This window comes from Enterococcus durans (assembly GCF_002277935.1).
Lineage (GTDB): Bacteria > Bacillota > Bacilli > Lactobacillales > Enterococcaceae > Enterococcus_B > Enterococcus_B durans.
Genome location: NZ_CP022930.1, coordinates 2,504,758 through 2,528,619, shown reverse-complemented (window position 1 = coordinate 2,528,619; position 23,862 = coordinate 2,504,758). Strand labels below are relative to the sequence as shown.

Below are 23,862 nucleotides of genomic sequence, written 5' to 3'. Positions count from 1 at the left end.
TATCAAAGGAGAGAATAACTTGACGCTAGAAACGACTTTTTTCAATCACACTTTTGCAAATCCTTTTATGAATGCCTCGGGTGTTCACTGTATGACTGTCAGCGAATTGGCTGAATTGGACCGTTCATCCGCAGGAGCTTTTATTACCAAGAGTTGTACACTCACTGAACGTGCCGGCAATCCAGAACCACGTTACTTTGACGTTCCACTAGGTAGTATCAACTCCATGGGATTACCAAATCTTGGCTTTTCTTATTATCTTGACTACGCATTAGCATATGAGAAAGAAAACGAAGGGAAACAGCCTTTGTTCTTTTCGATTGCGGGTATGAGCGCAGCTGAAAACTTAGAGATGCTCACGATGATTGAAAATAGTGCGTTCAAAGGAATCACAGAGTTAAATCTTTCTTGTCCCAATGTTCCAGGAAAACCTCAGTTGGCATATGATTTTGACGCTACATTCGATTTATTGAAACAAGTCTTTGCTCGCTTCACGAAACCATTAGGAATCAAACTTCCTCCGTATTTTGATTTCGCACATTTTGATCAAATGGCAGCGATCTTGAATCAATTTCCGTTGACTTATGTCAATTCGATCAACAGTATCGGGAATGGATTATATATCGATCCGAAAAGTGATTCAGTGGTCATCAAACCAAAAGACGGTTTTGGTGGATTAGGCGGCGAGTATGTAAAACCAACTGCGTTAGCCAATGTTCGAGCGTTTTATACACGATTGAACCCTGAAATCAAAATTATCGGTACAGGGGGTATCCGTAATGGGCAGGATGCCTATGAACATCTCCTATGTGGCGCCACGATGCTGCAGATCGGCACGGAACTCCATAAAGAAGGTCCAGCGATTTTTGACCGTATCACAAAAGAATTAGCAGTGATCATGGAAGAAAAAGGCTACGATTCGATTGCTGAGTTTCGTGGAAAACTGAAAACGATGAATGAATGAAACGAATGATGTGATGCGAGTTTTAAAAATCAATTGCAATGGAAATGGATTTTAAAACTCGCATTTTTCATTTTTGCTATGTTGAAACGTTTGTGCGAAGCGATATCAATTTTTACCAATGGAACACAAAAACCACTCTATTCACAGTAGAGTGGTTTTCTTTTACATTAGTTGCGACTCGAATGTGTGGGTCAGTAGCAACTTGCTTTTAGTCATTGTCTTTCTCATCTGACAGTGAGAGATAAAGAGGCTTTTTCCGATAATAAAAGAGAGTATAATTTGGCTAGATACAGGTATGGAATGGAAGATAACATATAGTTCAGTAAACATAAAAAATAAAGGCAAAGAATATTGTATTTGTGATAACTTCCAAGCTATTGAAGTACCTTTCATGGATGTAAATTCTAGTGATATAATGGAATTATGGGCGTCCCAAAAGGTTTACCTGAAGACACAACTATGTCTGTAACAGTAAATATTTCAGGGATTAGACTTAATGGTCAAGAATTAAGAAATACCATTTATTCCGAACTTTTGTTACAGAGACAAAAAAGAGTTTCTAAATTTGGAAAACGCCAACCAACAAAAATGGGAGAGTTACATTAAAGCGACTGCAACAGACAAGAAATATTGCAAGAAGCTTTGAATTGGTTGAGTAAAGGGTAAGTAGCTTAAAAAATAGAATTGATATTACAATGGAAATTAATAAGGAGAGTAGTTTATGAAAAAAGAGCACAGAGAAGGTAGTCGTAATCAGTTTACTAAAGAAAGGGATAAAAAATCTTTAAATGATTTAATGCTAAAGTATTTGGGTAAAAATATGAACCGAGATTATTTTATTGATAATTTTTTTGATGAAGATCACAATTATCTAGCTATTAATGAGTATAGTGACATCGATAATTTTTCATTTACGGACTTTGTCGCTGGACTAGTAGGCGCTACTAGGGGCCATTTAACTTCCACTTGCCATTTCAATAATACTTACATTGATCATCAAAGATCAGAAAGATATTTTATTTTTGGTCATGGGAAAGTCAAAATTAATAAGTCTAAATTAGTCTTAGATTACAATCCTAGTAATTACTTCGGCTGTTATGATATCGAAACTTCAACGGAGTGTGATGAGGCCCTTACTAATATGGAAATTCTTAGCAAAGATATCTTTGAAAATAAATATACATTTTGTGGATTATACAATGAGTATGATAGTTTTGATTTAAACAGTGCAAAAATAACTAACAATATAGAGTATTACAGTATTAATTTAGAAGGCAATATTTGGCGTCAATATTTAGTTCAATCATTTAAATTCTTTAAAGCAAAAAGTTTTCAGACAGCATTTTTATTTGCTTTTATTTCATTTGAAAGTATGGTTGATTTAATAATAGATAAAACGGCAATCTTATTTGAACAGAATTACAATAAAACGCTTGATTTTTTTATAAAAAGCAAGCAGAAACAGGATCTTAAAATTAATAGACAAGATTTTGAACATTTTATTAATAAAGATGAAAATTATCTGCTTTTAAAAACTTTAGAAAATAAGAATAGAGATTTAATTAATGAAAAATTATATCAATTGATTGAACTAGCTACATTGAGAGATTCTCATGAAATAAAAAAACATTATTTAAATAGAATGAGTTTTTTCAATCTTTTAAGAAATTGTTTAGCTCATGGAAATGGATTTATAAAATTAGAGTCAAGTCCACTTTCACGAAGGTATTTGAATTATCCAAAAGGTAATATTGATTATAAAAACATAAATGAACAGGATATTGATTTTGAAAAAATTTACGTAGAATTCATTCTTTCTATCTTTGATGTATGCTCAGTTTTATGTGGTTATACGGATAGAAAAGACTTCATTAAGAATTTGTCAGAAGTATAGCAATATATAAATCAATATCTTTGAATTAGTTTCATATGTGTAATTTAGTCAGTTATCAGACTTGATCATAATTGGTCCTATAAATTATTGAGTCAATATTACAAAACCAGACAAAAGTGTTCCTCGCTTTTGTCTTTTTTTATGTTCTTGTAGAGATAAAGGCTTCCTTAGCTGTCGAGAGGATTTGATCCTATAAAAAGCTTTCTTTGACAACTAATAAACAAAAGCATATATTCATAGGGGATGGGGGGTACCCCCATAAAACTATTTTGGAGGGGTTATTGTATGTCACATTTGATCGAACACCATAACGAAGAGTTGATCAAACGCTTGAATAAAATCGAAGGACAAGTAGTGGGTATCAAGAAAATGGTCAACTCGAATAAAGATTATGCTGATATTTTGATCCAATTGAATTCCGCGCGATCAGCGATTCAAAAAATAAGTCAGATTCTTTTGGAAGCTCAAGCCGATCATTCGTTGATGCATGTAAGTGAAGGTGCTGATTTATTGGAAGAGATGGACCATTTAAAACGTGTGATTACCCAATATAATAAAATGAATTGAGTGATGGATGATGGATATAAGAGAGCCAGGATCAAATAACGACTCAACTATTAAAAGAAAATTGATCAAGTTGGCGCTTCCTGCCACGATCGAAAATATATTGGAAACCTCTGTTGGGTTCATCGATTCTTTGATGATCGCACAAATTGGGTTGTTTGCTGTGGCAGGAATAGGTATAGCCAATGCAATATTAAATGTTTATATTGCTGTATTTATTGCTTTAGGGATCGGCACATCCTCCTTGATTTCTAGAAATATCGGAGCGGGAGATAGTGAAAAAGCAACATTGATTGCTAAACAGTCATTATTGTTAGCAATTGTTTCAGGTCTAATCTTAGGTCTAGTAAGTTTTCTGGTAGGACCGCAGCTGTTGAATTTAATGGGTGCGACAAAACAGACCTTTGACTATGCATTACAATTTTTCAGTATTGTAGGTGGCGGATCAATTGCTATTGCCACGATGATTTTATTGGGAAGTATGTTACGAGCAATCGGTGATACGAAGTCCCCGATGAAAATCGGTTTTATCACTAATATTCTGAATATCATCCTTGACTACATATTGATTTTTGGTTTAGGACCGATACCGGCTTTTGGTGTAGTGGGAACAGCTATCGGCACGCTTATTGCAAGAGTCTTAGGAACTATTTTATTGTATCGAAAAGTGCAAGCATCCGTTCTAGCTTTTCCTTTCATGTCACTATTCCAACGCAGCAATTATCTGGAATTACTGAAGCTCTCATTTCCTGCGGCTTTAGAGCGCCTGGTTATGCGCTTAGGACAAGTATTGTATTTTGGCTTGATCGTAGCCATTGGTGCTAAAACTTATTCCGCCCATTCGATTGCAGGAAGCATTGAAAGTTTTGTCTATATGCCAGCCTATGGATTAGCTACCGCTGCCGCAACTTTAGCAGGAAACAGTATTGGAAAAAAAGAGTTTGAAGAAACGAAACTTGTGGCTCTTTATGCTGTTAAATACGGGGTCATTGTATTAAGTATACTGGGTATAGGATTGTTTTTTGGCACACCCTATATTGCTCCTTGGTTTACAACCGACGCTGAGGCAATCAAGCAAATCACTATTGCGCTTAGAATTGATGCATTCAATCAACCAGGATTAGCTATCAGTTTGATATTAGCTGGTGTGTTACAAGGAATGGGAGATACCAAAACGCCTCTCTACAGCACGGCCTTCGGGATGTGGGTCACACGAGTCTTAGGTGTGCTACTGTTGGGGAAAGTATTGAATCTAGGAATTGCAGGTGTATGGTTAGCGATTGGGATTGATTTATACGTACGTTCGCTTTTTTTAACTTATCGTTTCAAACGAAATATCCGAATGTTAAAGAAGGATCAAATGCCTTCGCTATAAAAAATTGGTGGCAAGTAGCAAATCGGAAGAAGACGCACTGGTTGCAAACGAAATCATTGTACAATTAGAAGGGTTATGGGAAAATTATAGAAAAGGAGTGATATACTTGAAAGATGGAATTGAACTAGCAAGGCAACTGAAAAGCAAACAGTTGAGTCATGAGGAGTTAATGGCAGATATCATAAAAAAAGTCAATGAGAAGAATCCTGTACTAAATGCTCTAGTCACTTTCGAGCCTGAGAAGATACTGGATGAGAAGAGACAATTCAATGAAAAATCAGACCATCCGCTACATGGTGTACCATTCCCGCTGAAAATGCTTGGTCAAGAGAAAAAAGGCTGGCTGGCAACTTTTGGCTCCAGATTATTTCAAACACAACGAGCATCAAAAAATTCCAACTTTGTCAATCAAGTGGAATCTATCGGTCTTATGCCATTAGGACAAACAAATTCACCAGAATTTGGCTTTAAAAATATCACCGATGCTCAGATCTATGGTCCAGCTAGAAATCCTTGGAATACAGATTATTCACCTGGTGGCTCAAGTGGTGGTGCAGCAGCAGTTGTCGCTTCTGGTATCCTACCATTGGCTGGTGCCAGCGATGGGGGAGGATCGATTCGGATTCCAGCGTCTTTTTGCGGACTTATCGGGTTAAAGCCTTCCAGAGGAACGATGCCTGTAGGTCCACAAGCTTGGCGAGGGTGGCAAGGTGCGGCAATTGATTTTGGCTTAACCGTTTCGATGAGAGATACAAAAGCGTTGTTTACGGGACTACGAGGAATTCACACTGGTGCTCCTTATCAAGTAGCGCCAGCAGAATGGCAAACGCATGAAAAGAAAAAACACTTGAAAATCGCTGTTTGTACTGCATCACCGATTGGATCAGTTATCAGTGAAGAAGCAAAGCAAGCTGTAGCGAACGCAGTGCTATTTTTAGAGCAACAAGGACATGAAGTAATCGAGATCAACTATCCATTGGATGGACGTCGGCTTATCCAATCGTATTATCAAATGAATGGAGCAGAGACCGCGGCGATGATCCAGTCTATCGAGGATGGCTTAGGTCGACAAGTCCGACAAACAGAACTTGAACCGATCTCTTGGACATTATTACAGTATGGAAATAAAGTGTCAGCGTCTACTTATATTCGCTCGTTGCATGTTTGGGATCATGCAGCTATAACAATGGAAGAATTATTCCAAGAGGTTGATCTGTTTCTTTCCCCAACCACTGCCTTTTCTGCTCCTGAAGTAGCAAGAGATCTCCAAAGCGATGCGATTCGAGAAAAAATTGCAAATATCCAAGAATACAATGAAAAAGAAAGCTTAGAAGTCATCTCAGAGATGTTTGAAGAGAGCTTGCAAATTACGCCATATACTCAACTAGCAAACTTGACCGGTCAGCCAGCAATTAGTTTACCAACACATCTGACGAAAGACTCCTTACCGCTGGGTATCCAATTCATGGCAGCTAGAGGAAGAGAAGACTTGCTGTTTCAGATAGGTGAGTTATTTGAGGAACATGGAAAATTCCATTTACCACCTAGCTATCGGTAATAATGCAAGAACGAAAGAAAACACGCAACAGATAAAAAAGAACTAGCACTGTAACTCTAAGTAAGATCGATTGAAGGACGGGAACAAAAGTCACCGCTTGAGGCACTTTGTTCCCGTCTTTTTTACTATTTATATCCAGATAGATTTTTTCTTGGATTTAAGGTACAATAAAAAAAGCGAAAATACGTTCGGAGGTGGGGGTCTTGAAAACTCCTTTGACAATCGAAATGGAATCTTCTCTTTATCAATATTGTATCGAACAAGGTGGGATCGTCGTAGAAGAGGTAACCATGCCAGAAGATCAAGGAATCGTAGATACGTTAAGTTGTCTGACAAAATTCGATGGCAGTAGAGAATGGCGTTGTTATGAATTAAAAGTAACGAAGGCTGATTTCCGTTCAACGGCAAAATTATCTTTTGTAGGCCATTATAATTATTTTGTGTTACCAAGCACGCTTTACGAAGACGTCAAAGATGAAATCCCCACAGACATCGGGGTGTTGGTCTATCGTCCCTATGCGTTAGAGGAAGAAATGCCTGCTTCAGGGACTTTTTTTATTGCAAAAAAAGCAAGAAAAAGAGAGCTGGGTGTGGCAGAGGAGGCATTGACGAATCGTTTCATGGCTTCATTATTCCGAGAAGTAAGAAAAGCGAAACAAATGGAACGTGGCGTGAAGTATTTTCCAACGGATCAATTGTATAAAGAATTAAAAAAGCGCTCTGATAGTCAAAATCCTTTTGCTAAAGAACGGTATTATGAACGTTTTATTGAAGAAACGGAAAATCAAGCGATCCAAGATTTGAAAGAAGAAGTCTATGCCTTACAACAAGACTATGAATATCTACGTCAACAAAAACAAGTCAAACGTTTACCGACGGAACCATTGGAGTGATAAATCATGTATTATCCCTACTTAAGAGGGAAACAATTCGATCTACTGGCGCTCAAAGAAAGTGTGAATCGAGGGCTTCTTTCGAAGAGGATAGAACCGATCATTGAACCGGTTCGTGATTCGGCTACATTAAAAGGAGTCGTTGAATTATTCCAGAAAAAAAAGCATCCTTTGACGATCATCGATAACCCGCAAGTAGGACAATTTAAACTCTTTGACCAACATCTGCATACATGGGAGGTTCTCGAAGATAGTTCATTACGTAATGCATCGATCATTACACCAGAAAACTACGAACGGCTCATCGATCATCCACCTGATATGATTATCTTTGATGGACAACACCAACCACAGGAGATACAAATTTGGAAAGCTCTAGCGAACACACATGCACAGTTTCTGATTCCAGATAATAGCCGTATTCGTATTTGGCTGCCTGAAAATAAAATCGTGATCAAAGAATCGTTTAAAACAAGGAAACATGTAGAAGCCTATGGTGAAAAAATAGATGATTTCTTTAGCGATGATTATCTCTTTTTTCGAGAAGATGGCTATATTGGTTTCTCTGATTTTACCATCGAAGGGAGTCACTACTTTGACAAAGGGTTTCCCAGACGAGCTTTAGCATTGCATGTGACGTATATCGATGCTTATGGAAATTTGCGGGTGAAACACTTTGTTTCTGATACCAATGAATCTGCAAAAGACCAAGCGTTGAAATTTTTTGAAGCGGCGGAAAAACTAGAAAGATGGGTCATGAGGAATCATAATCAGCTAGTGATTACAGAAGGACTCTTAGAGTTATTGATGATTTACCATCAACAGAAGTTTCCAGGGCTAGGTGTACTAAAAAAATGGACGTTGTTGCATCATTTAGAATTGATCAGTCAATTATTGGATCGTCCTCATTCTTTCTTTAGGAATGACAAGAGGGTAGAAGCACTTTATTCCATCGTTGAGGAAAAGTAAAAAATAATCGCTAGAAAAATAGCCTAAACAAAAACAGTTGCTAGTAAGGCATCTTTTTTGTTTAGGCTATTTGCATGGTTTTTTCGATAATTTTGACAGGCACTTTTTTTGCTTCATGAAACTGATGCTATTTGAGTTGTGCATAAAATTGGGTGACTGCATCTGAAAGGTTCCCATCATTCGTCAAGCAGATCAATTTGGGCAGTTTTTGTAACGCGATCAACTCTTCTAGATCTTTTTGGAATAACGCAAGTCGTTGGTTTATCTGTGTGTCGGAGTCGCCGCGACTTCGCAAGCGTTCTTCCAATTTAGTGTGAGAGATCGTGACGAAGACCGGTTGGATCTTTTCACCAAAAACAGCATGAACTGCCCAAAAACCTGGTGCTGTCAAAATCGTGTAGCAATCATCCTGTGCCAGCTTTTGTGTGATTTCTTCTTTGCTAGATCCATATTTGTTTCCAGCGTACTCATCCCATTCAACAAATGCACGATCATTGATCATCTGATTGAATTCTTCTGGAGAAACAAAATAATAATCTTTTTGATCTTGTTCCCCAGTCCGTGGACGTCGAGTGGTATAGGTGATGATTTTTTGGTCTTGACGAAAAATTTTTTCGGCGATCGAAGTTTTTCCTGAACCTGAAGGACCGATAAAAACATAACATTTATTCATCTTTCTACTCTCCTCACGCTTGTAGATAATCCTTGTAATGATTGATACTCCTTAACAAAAATTGCATTTCTAAAAATCGACAGTGCGTATTTTCAGAAAATGCAATTGAATGGTTGCTTATTATACTAATAGACCTGTGACGATAGCACTTAAAAAGCTGACTAAAGTTGCTGTTAATAGAATTTTCAGCCCGTGTTTAGCAACTAGATTTCCTTTTTCTTCATTCAATCCTTTCATGGCACCAGAAATGATCCCAATCGAAGAGAAGTTGGCAAAGGAAACTAGGAATACAGAAATGATTGCTGTAGTCCGTTCAGTGAACTGGAAATTGCCTTTTGCTAATTCAGTCATCGCAACGAATTCATTCGTTACTAATTTAGTTGCCATCAGACTTCCAGCATCAACGGCTTCGTTCCAAGGTATGCCACTGATGAATGCGAATGGGGCAAAGATGTACCCAAGGATTTCTTGGAAAGTCACCCCGAATATCCCACTAAAAATCGCGTTGATCATGGCAATCAATGCCACAAAACCGATCAGCATCGCTGCAACGGTGATTGCTACGTGGAAGCCATCCAGAATATATTCACCCAACATTTGGAAGAAGGTTTGTTCTTTGTCTTCTTCGATGATCAGCTCATCTTCTTTTTCATCCAACTGGTAAGGATTAACAATCGATGCCAGAATATACCCACCAAATAAATTCAACACAAGAGCAGTAATCACATACTTTGAGTTGATCAGTGCCATATATGAACCAACGATGGACATGGAAACAGTGGACATCGCAGAAACACTCATGGTGAACAAACGCTTTTCAGATAAAAATGGTAATTCTTTTTTGATGGAAATAAAGACTTCAGATTGTCCTAAGATGGCAGAGGCGACGCCATTGTATGATTCAAGTTTACCCATGCCGTTGATTTTACTTAGACCTAACCCAACGCCTTTCATAAATAGGGGGAGGATCTTGATATAACGTAAGATTCCAATGATCGCAGAAATAAACACGATAGGCATCAAAACAGTTAAAAAGAATGGTGCACTCCCTTTATTTGCTACCCCTGCAAAGACGAAGTTTACTCCTTCACCTGCAAAGGCTAATAGCTGTTCAAATAGTTTTGCCAGTAACGAAACAACCGTCGTACCGAACGTGGTTCTCAATAATACGAAACCGAATACCAATTGTAAGACGAACATCACCAACAATGGTTTCATTTTGATTGCTCTTTTGTCCGTACTAATCAAGAAGGCAATCCCAAAAATAAAAATCAAACCGATAATTCCTAAAATATGACTCAAAAAATCACTCCTAATCAAAATTCCGTTTAATTTTACCTGTTTTACGCTTAAATTACTAATTTTTCTGTTCAATTTTCATCTGTTTTTTAGAGTGAAACGTATACATGAGAAAATCAGGGCCTATACAAAATAAAAACTCTTAAAAGTTTCTGCGAGCATGTTCTTTATGAGCAACATGACACGAAACTTTTAAGAGTTTTTTTGTGGATTCCAGTCCTTGGACTCGAATTATTGATAGTATAGATTTTCAGAAGGGAAGAGTGGTGCGCTAGTGATATCGATTCCTAATTGTTTTAATGTTTGTTCATCATTTTTATTGACCATCACTGTTGAATGGGCTTGAGCGCCATCTAGTTCTGCAAGTTTTTCATAGGCAACTTGTGCGATTGGATTTGTTACAGCGCTGATGGATAGAGCAATCAATACTTCATTCAAACTTAGGGTATCCACAGAAGAATGAAGCGCAGTTGATTTCATTCCTTGGATCGTTTCCAAAACAAGTGGTGAAAGCAACGGGATATCATCAGCGATATGTGCCAAATGTTTCACTGCATTCAAGATGACCGCAGCCGAAGCATCCATCAATGAACTAGTACGTCCGGTAATGATTACTTCATTCGGCAATTGGATCGCAATGACAGCTACAGGGTCTTTCGTAGGGCTTTGGATCGTTTTGGCGTAATCGTGTGCGGGCAGCACCACTTTACGATCTTCAGGACGCAAGCCGACTTCTTCCATGATCAATTTGATTCGATTGACTGCTTCTTCATCGATCAAGCCCTTTTTGAAATCACATTCTGTTTGGAAGTAACGACGGATGATTTCTTGTTTCGATGCTTCTTGGACTACCGCATCATCTACGATACCGAAACCAACACGGTTCACACCCATATCTGTTGGTGACAAGTAAACAGATTCTTTGCCTGTGATTTTTTCAATGATTCGTTTGATCACAGGGAAAGTTTCAATATCCCGATTGTAGTTGACGGCTATTTTGTTATACGCATCAAAATGGAAAGAGTCGATCATGTTGACATCTTTCAAGTCAACTGTGGCTGCTTCATAGGCGATATTCAATGGATGCTTCAATGGAACATTCCATACAGGGAAGGTTTCAAATTTTGAGTACCCGGCGGCATGGCCTTTTTGACTTTCATGATATAACTGATTCAAGCAAGTTGCTAATTTTCCGCTACCGGGACCAGGAGCAGTAACGACAACGATTGGTTTCGTCGTTTCAATATAGTCATTTTTTCCAAAGCCGTCTTCTGAAACGATTTTTTCCACATTTACAGGATAATCCTCGATTTCAGCATGTTTATAGACTTTGATGTTACGTCTTTCAAGTTTATTGATAAATACTTTTGTTGCTGGTTGACCATTATAACGAGTGATCACGACGCTGTTGATGGATAAGCCGTAGCCACGGAGTTCATCGATCAATCGCAAGATATCCATATCGTAAGTGATACCATAATCTCCACGGATCTTGTTGCGTTCGATATCTCCTGCGTATACGCAGATCAAAATTTCTGCTTGATCTTTCAATTTTTGTAACAGTTTGATTTTTGCATCTTCCTCAAAGCCAGGCAATACACGTTTGGCATGTTTGTCATCTACCAATTTTCCGCCAAATTCTAAATACAATTTATCATAGTGATTTACTCGTTCTAAAATATATGCAGACTGTTCTTCAATATATTTCTCTGAATCAAAACCGATTTTTTTCACTAGTTTCCCTCCTTAAGTACTAAAGCATTTTTTCATTTTTTTTCGATTTCGTCAACTACCAAAGGGCAACTTGCGAAAAGTATGCCTAATTTAGCAAAAACTTGCTTGTCTAGTAAAACATTCATTGGTATGATAGTGAGTGATAAGGAAGGTGTCACATGAAAAAAAGACAGAAAAAGAAAAACGCGTATAAACAATATATTCGTTCTATTTTTACCGGTTATGAAAAAATGCTAGAAAATACTGATTTAGAAGAATTGAAATTTTCTTACTTGAATGAAGAAACACTTTTAACTCGTGATGAGAATCAGCGTATCCACTTCACAACCAGAGATCTGCCTAATAAATAAAAACTTTCATTAGTGCGAAAGAGTGGGACAACTCCCGCTCTTTCGTTTTACTTTTACCTTGCAGAAAGTCAAGAGAACTGAACGTACAGCGAAACAAAATGAATTTTACATAGGAGAAGATGCCCGTTGTAACAATTTTTTCTATAAAATGGTACTATTAAAGTATCTATACAGAGTTTTTTTAAGAATGTAAGGAGGTAAGTAGGATGAAGGAATCCAATCCAATAGAACCACAAGAAACGATTGATCAGAATGAAGAAGGAGCTTCTTTTTACGATATCAAAGAAAAAGCAAGCACCAATCTTTCTCAGCTATTAGAAGCATTACAAGCCTTTGAAAAAGCTGTTAGGGAAGAAAACATTCCAGAGATCTATCAGTTATACAATAGTGAATTAACGGAAGAACTGAAAAAAAGTTCAAATGAAAATCATGAAATCGATCAGTTATTGATGCGAAAAATCCATGATCGTTTTATTCAAGAATTTCCTTTTATGGAATTAGTCGAAACGATTTCCCCAACTATGAGCTATTATAAGATTGGCTCTTATTATCATGAAAGACCAACGATTGGGATCGATGCAAGTTTACCAGAGATTTTTGTCCTACCAAAAATCGATGAGGAGTGGGGCTTTTATGCTACACAACAACCGAATGATTTTAGCAAACAGGTCAATGAACTGGATGCCAAGGTGATCACGGCTAAGGCGGAGATCGAAAGACTAGATGAAGAACTAAAAGAAATCAATCGTAAAATCACTAGTTTAGATGATAATAAAGGCTTCTTGAACCGTAAAAAGATTGAAGAGGAAATCCAAGAGCTAGAGAAACAAAAACAAATTTTATCAAATGAAAAATTAGGCTGGCTACCTTATATAGAAGAACCTGAAAAAATCCAGCAACAAAAAGAAACACTATTAAAAGAAGCAAAGTCAGACCAACTTCGAGCGGCAATCGTCGAAAAAGAGCAACGACAAATCAAGCGTTTCTTTGGTGGGAAAGAAGGATTCAGCCAAGCCATCCACCACTTTTTGATGACTTATTTAGGTAGTGAAAATCCTGAACCAACGTTTCAAGAGGGAGGGCCTGAGGAATGAGCCATAAGGATGAAACAAGACCAATAGAACAAGAAAATGAAGCAATCGAATCGCTAGATGGACTGGCTGAACAAGAAAATGAAGAAACAGTAGAAGCTGCTCCTGAGGTAGAAACAGAATCAATTACTGATACCATCGAAGAGAATGAGCCAGTAGAAGAACGTAAACCCGCGGTCGATGAAAATCAACTTTACCTTGATAGCAAAGAAAAAGACCATCTGGATATTGTGAATATGATTGAAACAGCAGAGATAGAATTAGCAGATCTGCGTTTACGGAAATATCTGATTGAAGCAGATTTCTCAGGATTACTAGATTCTTTTGACCGTTATTTACTTAAAGATGAGCCGATTTCCCCAATTGGAAAGACAAGCTTGATCGAGTACTTTACTTATGAATTGTTGAAACCCCTGAACGACATTGGGTTAGAGTTATCGACCACTACCTACGATCGTTGGGAAACCAGACATTTCTCCATCAATTATAGTTTAGATGAGCAAAATCATTTGATCTTTTCTTTTGTTCTACCTACAATCGATCAACGCTACCAAGTAGAATCGATCAATTTATTAGAAGTGATCCCAGAAACGATGGAGGTCACCGTTCAGGATGATCGGGTGTTATCACTGATCCGTTACTGGTCAGTCGATCGGGTCTTTTCTGCAGGACAGATCACGATTTTCAATCACAAGCTGAACCAGCTTTTAGCACACGCAAGAAAATTAGGCTTCATCGTGAATCAAACATTGCTTGATAACACTAAACCACTTCACTTGAATCTACAGAGTGAATTTGAATTTAGCGAATCAGTATTGGATGATATCTTCATTGTTGCAATGAAGAATCCACAGTATGATTTCGAAAAATTGACCGAGGAAAAATTCAAAGTTCTGTTAGACAAAGGTCAATCGTTGACGATCACGAAGAACGAACAGAATCAAACGGGATTGACGATCTCATCTGGCGATTACCATCGATCTGTCATTGATTTCTTTATCAATTATGAATTTTTAGTACCACTGATGGTTCGCAAGAACTAGGTGCTTGAGTTAGAAACATGTGACGGTCAGATTAGCGACCGTCACATGTTTTTTTGTTCCGTATAAATAAGCGAAAGGGGAGTTGCCAAAAAATGACGACCAAAAAAATAGCTCAGTTGAGTCTGTTATCTGCAGCATGTGTGGTTGGCAGGATCATTTTTCAGTTAATTCCTAATGTGCAGCCGATGACAGCCATTTTTCTTTTTGTCGTGCTGTACTTTGGTCTACAAGATGCATTGCTTGTCATGACGCTATCGCTCCTTTTAAGTAATCTTTATTTTGGGATTGGCCCGTGGATGATCGGACAATGGATTAGTTTTAGTCTGATTTTAATTCTTTTTTGGGTTGTACAAACACACCTTAACCGAGAGAAAAAATGGTTGACGGGTAGTTGCTTTTTTTTGGCAGGTTTATTCTTTGGCTTGTTCATGACGATTTTTGATAGTATACTTTATCAGTTAACGAATCCTTTTGTATACTATATCCAAGGACTCAGTTTTGATCTGTTCCATGCGACGGGAAATCTTGTATTTTTTCTACTTGCTTTACCCGTCATCGAACGGTTTGATCGATTAAATGGGAGGAAAAAATGAAAAAAATCTATTTGTTCAGTCTTGTCGGCTGTATTCTTTTGTTGTTGAGTGGCTGCACAACTGTTGATTCATCCAAAGAGGAAAATCAGCAATCTAAGACGGAACAGACACAACAAAAACAGCAAACAACGACCATCATTATCCAGGAAGATGGTAAACAGCTCTCAAGTAAAACAGTGTCTTTTAAGACGGGTGACAACCTTTTGACTGTTTTAAAAGAAAATTTTGCTATTGAAGAAGAGCAGGGATTCATTACATCGATTGATGGCCACAAACAAGATAAGCAGAAACAAAAATATTGGACATTCACGATTGATGGAAAAAGTGCAACGAAAGGCGCAAAGGAGATTGTGCTAAAGAAAAATCAGCAGATCGTATTTGATTTAGCAAAAATCTAAGCATTTGTAGTCGCACCAACAAGAAAAGGAAATGAGCTTGGGACAAAAGGAAGAAACACTTTTGTCTCATTCTTTAAAAACGAATAAACGGTGGGAGCAGAAGCAACACCTTCTTAAATAAGCCGAAATCCACAAAAATTTGAAAAGTAATTTTCGTTTATTTCTTCTTATTTCTCGGAGTTAAACACTTCTTTCCCAGCCTCTGTTAGAAGAAAGAAGGAAAAACAATGGAAAATTTAAAGAAAAGCGGGATGTTTTCAGTGATTGCTGCGCTAGGAGCGAATATCCTAGTGGCCATCAGTAAATTTATCGGCTATGCGATCAGCGGAAGTGCAGCAATGCTAAATGAAAGTATCCATAGTATTGTCGATTGTAGCAACCAGATACTATTACTTTTTGGAGATAAACGGGCAAGTCGCGGGCAAAGCGAACTGCATCAATTTGGTGAAGGGCGAGCAAAATACTTCTTTAGTACGATCGTAGCAATGATGCTTTTCTTCGGTGGTGGTGCGCTTGGTGTGATGGAAGCTTTCGAAAAACTGACACATCCTTCCCATGAAGTTGGTAATCCACTAATCGTAATTATCATTCTACTTTTCGGCTTGGCAATCGAGGGCAGTTCTTTACGTATTGCGATGAAGGAAATCCATGAGTTGAACACTGAAAAGTTATCGACACTTAAATTTTTACGTGAGAGCCGTCATAGTGAAATCTTGATTATTTTCACGGAAGATTTCTGTGCAGTGATTGGTTTAATCCTTGCTTTGCTTGGAACGATCTTAACGATGGTTACTGGTATTGCAGAATTTGATGCAATCAGTGGCATGTTGATCGGTTTACTTTTGATGGGCGCAGCCATTTTCTTGGCAAAAGAATTTTACAGTTTGATCATTGGAGAAAGTGTCACTGCTAGTGACTTGCTAAAAATCAAAAAAGCTTTTGAGCGACCTGAAGTATCCCATTTGATTGATGTCAAAACAGTTCACTTAGGCCCAACTGAAATACTAGTAGCCGCAAAGATCGATATTTTTGAATCAAGCGAAAGTGAAGCTTACAGGATCGTCAATGAGATCGAAAGATCGATCCGTCAATCTCTAGTAGATAAAAAAGTATATATTTACATCGAAACGGATAAGTATGATCCAAATTATCAACGGATTCAATAAGAACCCTTGGGGATTTTCACAGTATTATTTATGTGGAAATCCCCAGTTTTTTGATGCAATATTTCAGGAATTAGTCGGAAAATGAGAAAAAAATAATTTTGTTTTTAGATAAAACGGCTACATTTTCGTTTTTTTATGTTACAATGAATCCGCTGTTTATTTGTTGTAATTGAAGGAGACATTTTTGATGGATAAAAAGAAAAGTGCGCCATGGCTTCAGTCTTTGCACGCAGTAATGCCACTTTGTTTAAGTTATATCCCAGTTGGATTGGCTTGTGGAGTGCTATTACAAAAAGTTGGCTTTGATCCAATTTTAGCTGGACTGCTGTCTATTTTGGTTTTTTCTGGCGGGGCGCAATTTTTAGTTGCTTCGATGCTTACAACACAAGCATCTTTTGCAACCACACTTTTGATGGTATTTTTCTTGGAATTACGCTATACATTGTTAGGATCAAGTCTTTCCGGATTTATGAAAAAAGAAAAAAAAACGTTTTTTAGCTGTTTTTTCACAGTCTTTAAATGATGAAAATTATGCAGTCAATTATTTGAAATATTCAACTGATCCTACATGGAACAAGCAAAAAGCGTTATATGTAAATTGGTTTTCAATGGCTTCTTGGGCAGGTAGTAACATGATTGGGAACTTCTTTGGATCAGTCATTCGTGTTGATGCAGATCTTGTTCACTTTGCTTTGACAGCAATGTTTATCTTTATGTTCGTGATGCAGATGAAAAATGCGCTGCTGATTTTGACAGGTGTCCTTTCAGGTGTTTTAGGTGTCATCTTCATGGTACTTTTCCAAAATACGTTTGGATTGATTGCTGCGACGATCATTGCTTCTTTAGCTGGATTTGGTCTGGAAAAAGCATTTAAGAAAGAAAAAGCGAAGAAGCTAAAGAGACTAAAGAATCGTGGCAAACATGTCAACGAACCGCTTTTCAATTTCCCAGATCAGGAGGTCAATCATCGTGACTAAGACGTATCTGTTGCTTTTAGTATTAAGCTTGTTCGTGGTAGCCTATGTTCCTAGGCTGTTCCCGATGCTTTATTTTACACACCGTAAAGTACCATCTTGGTTTAGCGAGTGGATGAAATATGTACCGGTAGCACTTTTTGCGGCTCTAGCGTTCAAAGATGTGTTCATTACCCATGAGCATTTAGATATCGCATGGAATATCAAAGTCCTAGCGATGGTATTAGTGGCAGGAGTAGCCTACAAATCACGCTCGATGGCTTTGTCGGTATTAACCGGATTAGCTTCTGTATTTCTATTATCCATGTTATAAAAGTTCGCCTTCTCTAAACTTAGAGAGCGGCTTTTTTATTTTCATTGCGCATAAAATTTCAGCAGTGATTTGTCCTCTCGCTTTTTTTTGCTATAATAGGGGAGATATTGATTTAACTATAGATAGTCGAGGAAAATTTAATGAATAAAAAATTGATGCAAGGAACATTCTGGTTAACGTTTGCCAATTTGTTATGTAAGGTCTTAGGAGTCGTTTATCTGATTCCTTGGTTAAGTATGATGGGGAACAACCAAGATGGCATGTTAGCAACAACACTGTACAATGTCGGGTATCTCCCATATGGCTTGTTTTTGATGTTAGGAACAGTCGGCTTTCCAAATGCTATTGCCAAGAAAGTGGCAGTTGCAACGAAGGAAGGAGATCAAGAGGCATGTGGCGTGATTTTCCGCAGTACGATCAACATCATGTTCGTGATTGGGATCGTTTCGGCAGCATTGATGTATCTTTTTGCACCATTGCTTGCTGGAATCAGCCCGATTGCCAATGTGAATAATGGGATTCTAGCGATTCGCAGCCTGTGCCCTTCATTAGTGGCAATCCCGATTCTTAGTGCAATGCGAGGTTATTTTCAAGGAAAGAACAACTTACGCCCTTATGGTAGCTCTTTGATCATCGAGCAAGCTGTACGTGTGCTAGTGATTTTAGCAGGTACGTATTATTTGCGCGTATTAACAGACGGTTCGATCGTTGAAGCGGTATTGATCAGTACTGTGGCATCATTTTTTGGTGGACTCGCAGCGATCATCCATATGTATTTTGTAGGACGTAAAAATGACTACTTTAGATTGAAAGATTTCTTGATTTCAAGTCGATATTTCCAGAAAGAAAATCGTTCTGCTTCTGTATCGATCATTCGAGAAACATTGCCTTTTATTTTCGTTGGTTCAGTTATCACGATCGTTCAAATGATCGATCAAGTAACGATGAAGCCATTGCTCCATTTCTTTCGACCAGCGATTGCAGATCAGCAGTTAGAGTTTTTATTTAGCCGAGCATCTGTCAATCCAAATAAATTGACGCTGATATTGATCTCTATGGTGGGTACCGTGGCAATCAGTAGTCTGCCGATCCTTAGTACTTTGAAGAAAAAAGACCGACTACAAATCGAAAAAACAGTCGGTGACAGCTTTTCGATTGCCGTTTTGATCTTATTGCCGTCGTTAGCAGGCATGTCCTTATTGGCAGGTCCTTTATACACGTTGTTTTTCGGGTATGATCCAGACAGCGTGGGCTATTTCCAATTTGCTCTGTTGGCGTCGTTATTCTTTTCTTTATTTACGATTTTATCGACGATGTTGCAGTCCTTGAACCACCATTTAGTAGCGATTCGCTTAACAGTGGAAGCCATCATTTTGAAATTGGTGTTCCAAGTGATCGGGTTAGCTTTATTAGGCGGATACGGTATGAGCTTTTCAAATACAATTGCTTTTGGGATTGTCTTTATTCGCGGGTACCAGTACATGTGTAAAGAATATCGAATTGCGCCATTTGTGCGAATCAGTCAGTATTTCTTAAAAACATTCCGCTCAACTTTCTTCATGCTGGTGGTATGTTCATTGGTCTTCCTAATGCTGAATACACAACTTTCAATGACCTCAAAAGCACATACAGTCGTTTATTGTGGGGTCATCGGGATCGTTGGTGGCATCACGTTCTTATTCGCACAATTCGGGAGAAACGGGTTGCAACACGTACGCAACTTCAAAAATCGCCACCAAGAAAACTGATTATGTGGTCTTTTTAACAAATGATTCGACAACTTTTCTGAAAGAATATGAAGAGAGAGGGTGAGAGGAAAGTAAAAGTTGCTTTTTTCTCACCCTCAAAACTTGAATGATATGAATAGAAGTTATTATTTTTAGAAATCAGCTGAAACATTCCAAAACATGAAAAATGGTTTTAACAGATTCCGTTTTTTCACTTGGATCTGCTTTGGTATCTCGATCCAAAGTAGATTCTTCACTTTTTCTTACAAAGGTTCAAATATAAGTCTTCTTATGATATAGTTAGGAAGACTGGTAAAATTCTTTGAAACGAGGAACTTAATTAAATGAAACTTGCAGTAGTTACTGATAGTACGGCATATTTGCCGGAACGAATCAAGAATCATCCAGATTTATTCGTGATCCCAATCCCAGTGATTTTAGATGGTAAGATCTACAACGAAGGAATCGATATTGAAGCGGATGAATATTATGGACTCTTAAAAAATAGCAAAGATTTTCCAACGACTTCACAGCCAGCTGTTGGAGAAGTTTTGGCACTTTACGAAGAGTTGAAAAACAAAGGATACGATACGATTTTAAGCATCCATCTATCATCAGGTATTTCTGGCTTTGTGAATACATTGCACGGGCTGAAAGAAGATGTGGAAGGTGTCACAATCGTTCCGTATGATTCAAAGATCACAAGTATGCCCATGGGCCATATGGTCGAAGCAGCGCTAGATATGAGTAGTAAAGAACATTCTTTAGAAGAAATCATTGCCCACGTAGATCGGATTAGAGATAATACCTATGCGTATCTGATCGTGGACGATTTAAACAACCTTGTGCGCGGTGGTCGTTTGACCAACGGAGCGGCTTTGATTGCTGGGCTTTTAAAAATCAAACCAATTTTGACTTTCTCTGAAGGAAAGATCGTTTTATTTGAAAAAATCCGTTCAAGTAAAAAAGCTTTTGCTCGCGCCGAAAAAATCATCGGTCAAAGAAATGAAGAAATTGCACCACCTGTGAAACTATACGTCATTCATGCAAATAATTTAGAAGTAGCAAAAGAAGAAAAAGCCAAACTACAAAAACAATATCCGAATGCAGAGATTGAAATCGGTCATTTTGGCCCAGTAATCGGCAGTCATTTAGGCGAAAAAGCAATCGGACTTGCTATCTCAGCGCAATAATTCCTCTTTATTCTATTCATTTGAAAAGAGAAGCAAGAAAGACTAGTACTTGAAAGTATCCTTCAATAGAGAGAACTGTTCTCTTGAAATCTCGTAAGTGTTTTGTAAAGAGGCATGGCCTACTCAAATACTTAGCTATTGATTAACTAAGAAAAAGAAAACCAATGATTCGTTCATTGGTTTTCTTTTTTTGTACGATTACGATCATACAGATGAATAAACTAGCGAGACACTCGTTTTTGCTTTTTTATTGCTCCTGTCGTATAATCAAAGACAAATTTTAGTAAACTAGTAAATTACTAATTTAGTAAATTACTAAATAAAGGAGTGCTTAACCAATGGAAATACCAACAAACTTAAAACATAAACCTGTAATCGTTGTAGAAGATTATGATAAAGTAGACGGAAAAAATGCGCTTCATACCGATGCAAAAGGGCTCTCACTGGGATTGGCCCAATGGAATGATCGAGGAAAAGTCGATATATCTGGAAAAGTATGGCGCCATACTGGTGAAAAATGGTCACGCCAATCAGAAGAACTTCCAATCACACGTATTTTGGATCTAGCGATACTGGCAGCACAAGGAAGCTTGTATTTTCAAGATGCATATCGCTATGAAAAATTCTATGATCCGGAAAATCCGATGATCGATATCATTGGCCTTCAAGGAAACCGGATGACTGTAGAAGTCGATACCAAAAATCCTAAGATCGATGAAGATATCATCTTATATTACGATACTTTACAAAAAGATGGCGAACTGATTGGTGAACGTTTCCGTATCTTAAAACGTCTATTAGATGATTTAGGGTATTAGGAGGAAAGTCATATGGATAACTTTTCATTAACAGATCATCGCTCATTTTCAACAATTGAACGACAAATGATCTGGCAAAAGCCTGCAAGTCATCGAACAAGTTCTGTGGAACTAAGGATTGCGGCTGAAATCAAAGAAAACTGGGAAGACCCAGAAATGAAAATCAGTAATATTTTATTAGAAGGTGATGCAGGGTCTGGTAAGACACAATTAGCAAAAGCTTTGTCTGCTGATTTGCAACTTCCTTATACAAAAGTGACTTGTTTTGCAGATATGGACAAATCGGATGTTTTTGGCGCTCTTTTGCCAGTCATTGATTCCGACGAAGAAGAGGACCAAGCTTTGATCGATGCCATCAACCAAACGGATACGCTAAATGCTGTTTTACAAGTTATCAAGGATCACTATCAAGTGAACGACGATCTAGCAAAACAAAAGTTAGCTGACTTTGTGCAACGTATCGATGAGCAAAAGTCAGAAACAGTCCGCTACAAATATTACCCTTCTGAAATCGTACATGCGATCGAGAAAGGGTATTTATTAGAGATCCAAGAACCAACAGTGATCAGAGATGCCTCTGTCCTAGTGGCCTTGAATTCTGCTCTAGAGCCTAATGGGCTATTGAATCTACCAACAGGAGTCGTACCTCGCCATGCTGATTGTGTAATCATCATTACCACAAATCGCAACTATCAAGGAAATCGTCCGCTGAATGAATCTTTGCGTGACCGGATGCAGCATGCTGAAAAAATGGATCTACCCACTCTTGAAGTAATGGTTGAACGTGCAATAGGAAAAACGAATATCCAAGAACCAGAACTGTTAGCTAAAATGGCTGAGATCATCCGACTTCTAGATGAAACTGCTAAAGCAAATGCCATCAAGGGCGTTGCCGGCATGCGTTCCTATTTCTATTGGGCAAATACCTGGAAACAAGGGCAAGATGTATTGGAATCCTTGTATCCCAAAGTACTGTATAAATTAACTACTGATCCAGAAGAATTAAAGATTTTGACCCAACGTTTAGAAGAGAGTGGTCTTTTAGAAGAACTGCGCACACTTATTCAGTTACAAAAATGGGGAAAGCCTTCTGACGTTCAAACGTCTGCTCGTGGAAGAGTGTTAACAGCTGAAGAAGCGGACCAAAGGAATATTGACCAATTAGCAGAAGAAACTTTTTCCCTTTCTGAAAGTGAAAAGAAAATTGAAACAGAAAATGAAGCTACTGAAAAAGCGCTAGAAAAAGAGCACACAGAACTGCAAGAGGAAACTTTGCCCGTTTCGCAGGAAGAACGCAGCGAGGACGTAGAAGGGAAAAGTCAAGACGACCAAGATCAGGCAGAAGATATTTCCAACAAGATGTCTGTATCCGATATGGAAGCTCATGACAAAGAAATCAAGCGTGAACTAAACAAAGAAGCTCGTCAAGCAATGAAAGGAACCATTCACGAAAAAGAAGGGCTGATCATTCATCGACCAACATTTACGCCAAATGATCCAGAGGCACGTAAATTAAGGAAACAAGTGTTACCAGTGGTCGACTCTTTAAGCAGACAGATCCTCGATCTACTTGAAAACGACGAATCAGCGACCTATCAAAAGAGTAGATATGAAGGGCAGCGTTTCGATGCCAGTCGTGTGGCATATGGTGATCTTCGGAATTTCGATAAGAAAAATCCTCCACACGAACAGCCTTCATTGGCAGTTGCTATCAGGGTCGATGAATCTGGCTCGATGATCCGTGATGATCGGATCGAAGCCGCCAAAAAAGCAACGATCGCAGTCGCAGAATTTGCACAGCGCGTAAATATCCCGTTGATGATCTATGGGGATACCGCTGACGTATCTGCAAGAGAGAAAACATCCTTATTTTCTTACAAAGAATTCTCAGATGACTTTAGTTGGTTAACAGATAAGTTAGTAACGATGAAAGCACGACAAAATAACCGTGATGGCGCCACATTGAGGATTGCTGCAACTAAGCTTAGCCAGCAAGCTGCAACGACAAAATTGATGCTAGTGATCAGTGATGGACAACCTAAAGCTTTACCTGATTATACAGGGAAGAAAGCAAAACAGGATATACAAGAAGTCTTATCAGAGTTTGAGCGCCAAGGCGTGGTCTTTGTTTCTGCAGCAATCGGACAAGACAAAGAAGAAATAAAAGTAATCTATGGTGAAAATCGTTTCCTTGATATCACCGACTTGAATGAGTTTCCGAAACAATTGATCCAATTGATCTCACGTTATTTATGAAATACCGTAAGAATGAT

Annotated in this window: 21 protein-coding genes and 1 pseudogene; 19 read left to right on the top strand and 3 right to left on the bottom strand. The window is 38.1% G+C overall.

Features of this window, described 5'->3' with window-relative positions; translation table 11 throughout:
* Window positions 1-19: 19 nt before the first annotated feature.
* The 7 genes from CJZ72_RS12025 (at window position 20) to CJZ72_RS11995 (ending at window position 8,217) form a co-directional block, all read left to right on the top strand.
* Window positions 20-964, top strand: coding sequence for a dihydroorotate oxidase (locus CJZ72_RS12025; RefSeq protein ID WP_053109023.1), 945 nt, complete (start codon window positions 20-22; stop codon window positions 962-964).
* A gap of 721 nt (window positions 965-1,685) precedes the next feature.
* On the top strand, window positions 1,686-2,858 hold the full coding sequence (locus CJZ72_RS12020) for a hypothetical protein (protein WP_081133615.1): 1,173 nt from the start codon (window positions 1,686-1,688) through the stop codon (window positions 2,856-2,858).
* A gap of 285 nt (window positions 2,859-3,143) precedes the next feature.
* The gene (locus tag CJZ72_RS12015) at window positions 3,144-3,425 is read left to right on the top strand and encodes a metal-sensitive transcriptional regulator (RefSeq protein ID WP_053109022.1); all 282 of its coding nucleotides are present in this window, start codon (window positions 3,144-3,146) and stop codon (window positions 3,423-3,425) included.
* Between the two features lie 10 nt (window positions 3,426-3,435).
* Entirely contained in the window at window positions 3,436-4,797 is a 1,362-nt protein-coding gene (locus CJZ72_RS12010) for an MATE family efflux transporter (RefSeq protein ID WP_081133614.1), read from the top strand.
* A 106-nt stretch (window positions 4,798-4,903) separates the two neighbouring features.
* Window positions 4,904-6,355: an amidase gene (locus CJZ72_RS12005; protein WP_081133655.1), complete on the top strand. Its 1,452-nt coding sequence runs from the start codon at window positions 4,904-4,906 to the stop codon at window positions 6,353-6,355.
* Between the two features lie 203 nt (window positions 6,356-6,558).
* Entirely contained in the window at window positions 6,559-7,248 is a 690-nt protein-coding gene (locus CJZ72_RS12000) for a hypothetical protein (RefSeq protein ID WP_081133613.1), read from the top strand.
* A 6-nt stretch (window positions 7,249-7,254) separates the two neighbouring features.
* A complete protein-coding gene (locus CJZ72_RS11995; RefSeq protein WP_081133612.1) occupies window positions 7,255-8,217 on the top strand; it encodes a sce7725 family protein in 963 nt (320 codons plus the stop codon).
* A 127-nt stretch (window positions 8,218-8,344) separates the two neighbouring features.
* On the opposite strand, the gene CJZ72_RS11990 is transcribed toward CJZ72_RS11995, so the two are convergent.
* From CJZ72_RS11990 to CJZ72_RS11980, 3 genes are all read right to left on the bottom strand, one after another.
* The gene (locus CJZ72_RS11990; RefSeq protein ID WP_081133611.1) at window positions 8,345-8,890 is read right to left on the bottom strand and encodes a guanylate kinase; all 546 of its coding nucleotides are present in this window, start codon (window positions 8,888-8,890) and stop codon (window positions 8,345-8,347) included.
* A 120-nt stretch (window positions 8,891-9,010) separates the two neighbouring features.
* Complete coding sequence (locus CJZ72_RS11985) at window positions 9,011-10,192, bottom strand: NupC/NupG family nucleoside CNT transporter (RefSeq protein ID WP_016176634.1); 1,182 nt, start codon at window positions 10,190-10,192, stop codon at window positions 9,011-9,013.
* Window positions 10,193-10,420: 228 nt separating this feature from the next.
* A complete protein-coding gene (locus CJZ72_RS11980; RefSeq protein ID WP_081133610.1) occupies window positions 10,421-11,923 on the bottom strand; it encodes a DUF1846 domain-containing protein in 1,503 nt (500 codons plus the stop codon).
* Window positions 11,924-12,081: 158 nt separating this feature from the next.
* Here CJZ72_RS11980 and CJZ72_RS11975 point away from each other — a divergent pair, with 158 nt between their 5' ends.
* The 12 genes and pseudogenes from CJZ72_RS11975 to CJZ72_RS11920 all read left to right on the top strand — a co-directional run bounded on the left by CJZ72_RS11975 (window position 12,082) and on the right by CJZ72_RS11920 (window position 23,845).
* Window positions 12,082-12,273 carry a hypothetical protein gene (locus CJZ72_RS11975; RefSeq protein WP_005877639.1) on the top strand — a complete coding sequence of 64 codons (192 nt, stop codon included), beginning with the start codon at window positions 12,082-12,084 and terminating at the stop codon, window positions 12,271-12,273.
* Window positions 12,274-12,479: 206 nt separating this feature from the next.
* Window positions 12,480-13,367, top strand: a complete 888-nt coding sequence (locus CJZ72_RS11970; protein ID WP_005877641.1) for a V-type ATP synthase subunit I domain-containing protein — start codon at window positions 12,480-12,482, stop codon at window positions 13,365-13,367.
* Window positions 13,364-14,407 carry a hypothetical protein gene (locus CJZ72_RS11965; RefSeq protein WP_005877643.1) on the top strand — a complete coding sequence of 348 codons (1,044 nt, stop codon included), beginning with the start codon at window positions 13,364-13,366 and terminating at the stop codon, window positions 14,405-14,407. Before CJZ72_RS11970 ends, CJZ72_RS11965 begins: the two co-directional genes overlap by 4 nt.
* 92 nt (window positions 14,408-14,499) lie before the next feature.
* Window positions 14,500-15,000 carry a hypothetical protein gene (locus CJZ72_RS11960; RefSeq protein ID WP_005877645.1) on the top strand — a complete coding sequence of 167 codons (501 nt, stop codon included), beginning with the start codon at window positions 14,500-14,502 and terminating at the stop codon, window positions 14,998-15,000.
* Window positions 14,997-15,398 (top strand): DUF4430 domain-containing protein, encoded by a 402-nt coding sequence (locus tag CJZ72_RS11955; RefSeq protein WP_081133609.1) that lies wholly within the window; start codon window positions 14,997-14,999, stop codon window positions 15,396-15,398. Before CJZ72_RS11960 ends, CJZ72_RS11955 begins: the two co-directional genes overlap by 4 nt.
* Window positions 15,399-15,625: 227 nt before the next feature.
* Window positions 15,626-16,564: a cation diffusion facilitator family transporter gene (locus CJZ72_RS11950; RefSeq protein WP_005877651.1), complete on the top strand. Its 939-nt coding sequence runs from the start codon at window positions 15,626-15,628 to the stop codon at window positions 16,562-16,564.
* A 187-nt stretch (window positions 16,565-16,751) separates the two neighbouring features.
* A pseudogene (locus CJZ72_RS11945) lies at window positions 16,752-17,541 on the top strand (AzlC family ABC transporter permease).
* A complete protein-coding gene (locus CJZ72_RS11940; RefSeq protein ID WP_005877655.1) occupies window positions 17,534-17,851 on the top strand; it encodes an AzlD domain-containing protein in 318 nt (105 codons plus the stop codon). Before CJZ72_RS11945 ends, CJZ72_RS11940 begins: the two are co-directional and overlap by 8 nt.
* A gap of 140 nt (window positions 17,852-17,991) precedes the next feature.
* Window positions 17,992-19,599 carry a polysaccharide biosynthesis protein gene (locus CJZ72_RS11935; protein WP_095443873.1) on the top strand — a complete coding sequence of 536 codons (1,608 nt, stop codon included), beginning with the start codon at window positions 17,992-17,994 and terminating at the stop codon, window positions 19,597-19,599.
* Between the two features lie 323 nt (window positions 19,600-19,922).
* Window positions 19,923-20,771 (top strand): DegV family protein, encoded by an 849-nt coding sequence (locus tag CJZ72_RS11930; RefSeq protein ID WP_081133606.1) that lies wholly within the window; start codon window positions 19,923-19,925, stop codon window positions 20,769-20,771.
* Window positions 20,772-21,109: 338 nt separating this feature from the next.
* The gene (locus CJZ72_RS11925; RefSeq protein WP_005877670.1) at window positions 21,110-21,589 is read left to right on the top strand and encodes a DUF6530 family protein; all 480 of its coding nucleotides are present in this window, start codon (window positions 21,110-21,112) and stop codon (window positions 21,587-21,589) included.
* A gap of 12 nt (window positions 21,590-21,601) precedes the next feature.
* On the top strand, window positions 21,602-23,845 hold the full coding sequence (locus CJZ72_RS11920) for an AAA family ATPase (protein ID WP_081133605.1): 2,244 nt from the start codon (window positions 21,602-21,604) through the stop codon (window positions 23,843-23,845).
* The last annotated feature ends 17 nt before the right edge of the window (window positions 23,846-23,862 follow it).